Genomic DNA, 6,518 nt, shown 5'->3' with positions numbered 1-6,518 from the left:
GGGCGATCGCTTCGGTGGAGAGGCGGTCGGGGCCGAGCTCGTCCGCCAGCCGCAATGTCGCTTCCAAAATCTCGGCCTTGCGCTCGGGGGCGGGTTTTCGAACGGCCATGATAATTTCATCCTGTAGTAATTGAACACTAACTATCCTGCGGCCTCGGTGTTTGCCAAGTTCGATTCGCAGGCACCGCCAGGAAAACGTTCGAGATGTTGGCAAGCCGCTCGGCGGGACGTCGACAGTATTGGGCCCTGAGGCTCGATGACGGGGATCGTCACGCCGCACCGCCCGTCTTTCCAGCATGGGCTCCGCGTTGAGAAATCCGAGCATCATTCGCGCTTACCGCGCGGCCGACATGGTTGCGCGAAAGCGTGACAGCGCCATAAGGAACAAGACGGTTCCGATTACGGCCATTGCAGCGAGTTGCCGCCAGACGATGTCGATGCCGGCGCCGCGAAACAGAACCGCCTGCGCAAAGCTCGTAAAATGGGTCGATGGCGCTGCCTGCATGATGATCTGCAGCAGTTGCGGCATGCCATCGAGCGGTGACGTGCCGCCGGAGAGCATATTCATCACGACGAAGAACGGAATTGCCAAAAGGGCGAACTGCGGCATCGAGTTGGCAAAGGTCGACAGCACGATCCCCAATGCGGTCATCGCATAGAGAAACACCGACGTACCGAGAACGAACAGCGCGATCGAACCGCTGATCCTGACCGAAAGCACTCCCTGAACGACGACGTATAGCGACAGGATGACCGCCAGCACGATCGCCAGACCGTTGGCCCAAATCTTGGCCATCATAATCTCACCCGGTGTAACCGGCATGACCAGCAAATGCTCGATCGTGCCACGCTCGCGCTCCCGGATCACCGCGGCACCCGACAGGATCAGAGACAGCATCGTGATGTTCGATACGATCTGCATCACCGACATGAACCAGCTCGAATCGAGATTCGGGTTGAATGCCGTGCGCATCGTCACGGTGACCGGTGGTGTGGGCGTTCTGCCCGAACCGCTCAGGAACTCGGAGAGCTGATTGGTGATGATAGTCTGAATATAGGCGGCACCATTACCGGCCAGGGTCATGGCGGTCGCATCGACATTGACCTGGACTTGCGGTCGGCGACCGGAAAGCACGTCGGTCTGGAAGTTGACGGGAATATCGATCACGAACGCGTAGCGACCCGCATCCATGGCCGGGTCGATCCGATCGAGCGCGATGATGACGGGCGCCTGAAAATAGGGCTCCAGAAACGCCGCGCGGATCTGGCGCGACAGGTCGGAATGATCCTCGTCGACCACGGCGATGGAGGCGTTGCGCAATTCCGTCTGCACACCGGTCGCAACCGTGTAGATCGCAAATGTAAAGGTGAAGAAAATCAGGAACAGCAGGACTGGATCGCGCCGAAGGCTGTTCAGTTCCTTTACACCCAGGCGAAAAATATTCTTCAATCGCTTGCGCATCAGGCTTCCTGCTTTTTCAGAAAGAACGTTGCGAGCATCCAGAAGATGACACAGAAGGCAGCAAGCCAGAGATAGCTCTGATACAGATCGGTGAAGCCAAGACCCTTGTTGAACGTGCCGCTGGTGATTTTTTGAAAGTATAGCGCCGGGAAGGCATGCCCGATGATACGTCCGGCGCCTTGCAGCGTCGAAACAGGGTAGAGCATTCCGGAAAAGTTCAGGCTCGGGATCATCACGATGATGGCCGATCCGAAAATCGCCGCAAGCTGCGTCGAGACGAAGGATGAAATCACCAGACCCAGCGAAGTGGCGGCCGTGGCGAAGAGGATCGCGCCGACCAGGAGCGCCAGAAAGTTTCCGGTAATCGGAACCTGAAAGAACCCCGACATCAGGATGACGAGACTGGCGAAACTCGCCATCGCGATGCCGATGTAGGGCAGCTGTTTTCCGATCAGAAATTCCAGCTTGCTGGCCGGTGCGGCATACAAATTGGTGATTGATCCCAGTTCCTTCTCCCTGACGACGCCGAGCGCCGTCAGCATCGTCGCGAACATATAGATCAACAGCATGAGGACGCCTGGGGAGATGGCGTAAACGCTCAAGAACGCCTGATTATACCGGAACCGCGTTTCGATATCGGCGATTGGAGTCACGGGTTGGCCGCCCGACTCGCGTCTGGAAGACCCCGCCAGGTAACTGGCCAGCACGCCTTGCACGTAACCCCGCGACGTTTCTGCCTGAAACGTCACCGCGCCATCGAACCAGGCGCCTATATCCGGTGAGTGGCCGGCCAGCAGATCGCGCCCGAAGCTCGGGGGGACAATGAGCGCAAACCGCAGCTCCCCGCTCCGCAAGCGCTGGTCGAGCTCGGCGCGGATGCTGATCTCGGGACGTTTGTCGAAGTAGCGGGAGCTGGAAAAATTCTCGAGGAATGCGCGACTTTCCTGAGACCGGTCCTGATCCAGGACCGCGTAGGTAAGTTTCTCCACGTCGAATGAAATCCCGTAGGCCATGGCGATCGCGAGCACGAGCGGCCCGAGCAATGCGAAAGCGATGCGAATGGGATCGCGGATCAATTCCATCGCCTCACGCCGCGCGAAGGCCCACATGCGCCGCGCATCGAAGATGGAATGGGGCGCGGCGTGTGTTGCGGCCGCGGCCGGTGAAGCATCACGCCGTGGAACGTCGCTCTGCGCGTCCGTTTCATCGATGCCGGCCGCATCCTCGAGATAGCCGATGAACGCATCCTCCAGCGTCTCGGAACCGCGCGCCTGACGCAGGGCGTCCGGAGCATCCATCGCCAGGATCTTGCCGGCATGCATGAGGGAGATACGATCGCACCGTTCCGCCTCGTTGACGAAATGGGTCGAGATGAAGATCGTCACGCCGTCGTCACGAGACAAAGCGATCAGCATGCGCCAGAATTCATCCCGCGCCACCGGGTCGACCCCCGATGTCGGTTCGTCGAGAATTAGCATTTCCGGCCTGTGGATCACCGCCACGGCGAGCTGCAATCGCTGGCGCACACCGAGCGGCAGGCTCTCGGGCAACTCATCGGCCACATCGACGAGATCGAAGCGTTCGATCATTTCCCGCACGCGGGCAGGGGACTCGGCTCTGGGAAGGTCGAAGAGGCTTGCGTGCAGGTCCAGATTCTGGCGGACGCTGAGTTCACCGTAGAGCGAGAACGATTGCGACATGTAGCCGACGCGCCGGCGGGTCTCCATGTCGTTTGCGTCGACCGGGTTTCCGAACAACCTGGCTGTGCCCTCGGTCGGTGGTAGCAGGCCGGTCAGCATTTTCATGGTGGTTGTCTTGCCGCAGCCGTTCGAGCCGAGGAAACCGAAGATTTCGCCGCGTTCGATCGTGACGGTCACGTGGTCGACGGCGGTGAAATCTCCGAACCGCATGGTGAGGCCGTTGGCTTCGATTGCCGGAACGCCGTCATGGACGACCCTTGGCGGCAATTCCACCACTGTGTGGCCCGCACGTTTGGCCTCCGGCAGCAAGGCGATGAACGCTTCTTCGAGGGCCTCGCGGCCGGTGCGGATCTTCAGCTCGGCCGACGTGCCAGTCGCAAGGATTTTCCCGGCGTCCATGGCGATCAGGTGATCGAACCCCTCCGCCTCTTCCATGTAGGCGGTCGCCGTGATCACGCTCATGTGGGAACGCCGCGTGCGGATACGGTCGATCAGCTGCCAGAACTGGCGTCGGGAGAGGGGGTCGACGCCGGTGGTCGGCTCGTCGAGGATCAGCAGATCCGGGTCGTGAATGAGCGAGCAGCACAGCGACAATTTCTGCTTCATGCCGCCTGACAGCTTGCCGGCCGGCCTGTCCGAAAAAGGACGCAGACCGGTGCTGTGCAGCAGGTCATCGATCCGCCAGGCGCGCTCGGATGCGGACTGACCGAAAAGCCGGCCGAAAAAATCAACATTCTCGCGGACCGACAGTGTCGGATACAGATTGCGCCCCAGCCCCTGCGGCATGTAGGCGATCCGCATGCAGGCCGCGTCACGGTAGCGGCGGCCGGCCATGTCACCACCCAGAACCGTGACCTGTCCCGTCTGGATTTTTCGCACCCCCGCAATGAGGCCGAGTAGCGTGGATTTGCCGACGCCATCGGGACCGATCAGCCCGATCATGCGGCCCGCGGATATGTCTATCGAGACATCATCGAGCGCCGTCACGGCCCCGTAGCGGTGGCTGACCGATACGAGTTGCGCAACAGGGGGCGCGACCTCAGGCATCACCTGGACTTTCCACCTCGGGTAATTTGACCCGGAGCCGTTCGGGCCATTCCGCGTCTGGCGAAATTCTGACGTATGCCATGCCCGTGATGCCTGCTTTCACCCTCTGCGCGTAGCGTGTGAGGATTTCCGGTGGCAGGCGCACCTTGACCCGAAACATGAGCTTCTCACGCTCGCTCTGGGTCTCGACGTATTTCGGCGTGAACTGGGCATCCGCGGCAACGAAGGAGACGGTCGCCGGCACGACATATTGTGGTGCCGCGTCGGGAACGATGCGAGCTTCCGCACCGATCTCCAGCGGCCCGGCCTCGTCGGTCGGCAGGAAGATGGTCATGTAGACGTCCGTCAGATCAAGAAGTGTCAGGATACGGCCGCCGGCCGGCAGAACCTCGCCCGGTTGCGCGACCCGGTACTCGATGCGCCCGCTCCGTGGCGCGGTCAGCACGGAATCCTTCATGGTCTCAGCGATGCGCTTGGTCCTGGCAGCCGCGGCAGCGATGGCGGCTTTGGCCCGCTCTATCCCCGCGTCGGCGGATCTGACCGCAGCCGCGGCCGTCAGCTTCGCCGACTGCCGCTGCTCGACCTTTTCCAGCGGCGTGTAACCCTTCTCCCCGAGCGAACGGGACCGTTCATATTCCTGCTCCGCGAGAGCCAGTTCGCTCTTCTTCTGGGCAAGGAGCGCGATTGCCTGGTCCAGCTGTTGCTCGCTTTCATTGTGTGCCGCCTCGGCCTCCTGGAGCTGAGCCTCCAATTCGGCGGTGTCCATTCTCGCAAGGACCTGTCCCGCCGTGACAGTGTCGCCTTCCTCGACCAGCAGCTCCTTCACGCGGCCGGAAAACTTCGTCGCGATATCCACCCGTTCGGCTTCCAGGCGTCCGTTGGATTGTGCGAAACCGGCTGGCAGGTCCGCGGGCTTGAACTGGAGCCACGCGAAATAACCGCCCCCGCCGAGGAGCACCGCGCCCAAGAGCAACAAACCCAGCTTCCAGCGCATAAAAAGCTCGCCCCTATCGTGGCGTCGCTGCTCCGGAGAGCCAGGCGACCTTCAATGATTGCCCCACACGTGTAGTGGGGGATTTACCGCCATGCCTTGATCGAGCGCATTTTCGCTGTTCAGATTTTTGATGTTGCGCGTCGCGAAATGGCGGGGTCTCAATTTGTCGTGCTGTGATCAATAATATCCCGCCACCGAAGAGTTAGCGGCGAGGGCAGGGAGTCTCCCGCGCAGATCCAAAGGACCCGGGCTTGAGCCTAGAATACAGCTTGACTTTTTTAGTTTGCGACTATTCACTAACATGAAATTCTGGTTCTGTTAAGGTCAAAAATCATGTGGTCCCTAATCGGGACGACCAACATCAGATTTCGCCACCCACCGCTATCTCGCGGTTTCAAGATAACCTCTGAGGAAAACGGACAAGCGGAGAGACGAATGACACGACTTCCTTGGCTTCTTCTTTTTTCAGCAATTTGGCTCGGCGCCGCCTCGACGTCGTCCGCCGCCGCGGAGATTTTGACCCCGCAGCAAATTTCCCAACAGATCGTGGGTAGAACGCTGACCGCCAGTCGCATGGGAATAAGAGTCGACATGATCTATGCATCGGATGGCACCGTCAGCATGAAATCTCTGCTCATGTCTGGTTCGGGGAGTTGGAGCTACTCCGCAGATGGCATCTGCATGGTGATGATCAGCGGTCCACGCCGCGGCGAGACCTGTGTCACCTTCGAGCCCCTGGGTGGCGGGAAGTACGTCAATTCCGAAGGGATCACACTGACCCTTCGCAAATAGGCTCGGGGCTGGAGCGCGTGCCGCCTCTGACCAAACCAGTCTGGCCAGTCGTGAATCGACTGCCGCTCCGAACATGGGCAATCCGAAGTCCGGCTATCCAATCTTTGCGGATAGGCCCGGATGCTACGTGCTCCAGAAATAGGCCAATTGACTATAAAGAAGAGGAGACAAGAGGATGATGGACAAGATCGCCGACAGAAAGCGTTCGTGGAACATTCGGGGCGCTCTATGGCTTGGGATCGCCGCAAGTGTTGCTATCGGCGGCTCCGCATTGGCACAGAGCGCGGAGCCGGTGTCACCCAAGCTGACTGACACGCTTCGAGACCTACTGCGCAAGGAGATGGTCTCCATAGAGGATGCCAGCAAGCAGATCCTGTCCGCACTGGTGGCTGGGGATAACGCCCGCGTGGCGGAACTAGAGCATCCGGCGAATAATTTGAATCGACGGGTTCCCATTTGATGTTCGGTTTGATTCTCTGTGAGCAGGAGGTGCTTCATGGGAAAGGCTGTTTCATCAGATTTG

5 protein-coding genes are annotated in these 6,518 nt (G+C 60.0%); 2 read left to right on the top strand and 3 right to left on the bottom strand.

The annotated features are described in order from the left end of the window. Positions 1 to 334: 334 nt before the first annotated feature. The 3 genes from VSX60_RS21705 to VSX60_RS21695 are packed head-to-tail and all read right to left on the bottom strand — an operon-like array spanning position 335 to position 5,203. A complete protein-coding gene (locus tag VSX60_RS21705; RefSeq protein WP_327626330.1) occupies positions 335 to 1,462 on the bottom strand; it encodes an ABC transporter permease in 1,128 nt (375 codons plus the stop codon). Further along, on the bottom strand, positions 1,462 to 4,209 hold the full coding sequence (gene rbbA / locus VSX60_RS21700; protein WP_327626329.1) for a ribosome-associated ATPase/putative transporter RbbA: 2,748 nt from the start codon (positions 4,207 to 4,209) through the stop codon (positions 1,462 to 1,464). The genes VSX60_RS21705 and rbbA overlap by 1 nt, the downstream gene beginning before the upstream one ends. Then, positions 4,202 to 5,203, bottom strand: a complete 1,002-nt coding sequence (locus VSX60_RS21695) for an HlyD family secretion protein (protein ID WP_327626328.1) — start codon at positions 5,201 to 5,203, stop codon at positions 4,202 to 4,204. Before VSX60_RS21695 ends, rbbA begins: the two co-directional genes overlap by 8 nt. A gap of 435 nt (positions 5,204 to 5,638) precedes the next feature. Between VSX60_RS21695 and VSX60_RS21690 the strand changes: the two genes are divergently transcribed. Both VSX60_RS21690 and VSX60_RS21685 read left to right on the top strand, forming a co-directional pair. After that, entirely contained in the window at positions 5,639 to 5,995 is a 357-nt protein-coding gene (locus VSX60_RS21690; RefSeq protein WP_327626327.1) for a hypothetical protein, read from the top strand. Positions 5,996 to 6,170: 175 nt separating this feature from the next. Next, entirely contained in the window at positions 6,171 to 6,455 is a 285-nt protein-coding gene (locus VSX60_RS21685) for a hypothetical protein (RefSeq protein WP_327626326.1), read from the top strand. The last annotated feature ends 63 nt before the right edge of the window (positions 6,456 to 6,518 follow it).

This window comes from Aurantimonas sp. A3-2-R12 (genome assembly GCF_036016755.1).
Classification (GTDB): domain Bacteria; phylum Pseudomonadota; class Alphaproteobacteria; order Rhizobiales; family Rhizobiaceae; genus Aurantimonas; species Aurantimonas coralicida_A.
Note: the sequence above shows the minus strand (reverse complement) of the source record. Positions and strands in the feature narration are given on the sequence as shown.

Coding starts and splice junctions, on each gene's coding strand:
- VSX60_RS21705 (WP_327626330.1), bottom strand. CDS start 1,462: ATGCGCAAGCGATTGAAGAATATTTTTCGCCTGGGTGTAAAGGAACTG.
- rbbA (WP_327626329.1), bottom strand. CDS start 4,209: ATGCCTGAGGTCGCGCCCCCTGTTGCGCAACTCGTATCGGTCAGCCAC.
- VSX60_RS21695 (WP_327626328.1), bottom strand. CDS start 5,203: ATGCGCTGGAAGCTGGGTTTGTTGCTCTTGGGCGCGGTGCTCCTCGGC.
- VSX60_RS21690 (WP_327626327.1), top strand. CDS start 5,639: ATGACACGACTTCCTTGGCTTCTTCTTTTTTCAGCAATTTGGCTCGGC.
- VSX60_RS21685 (WP_327626326.1), top strand. CDS start 6,171: ATGATGGACAAGATCGCCGACAGAAAGCGTTCGTGGAACATTCGGGGC.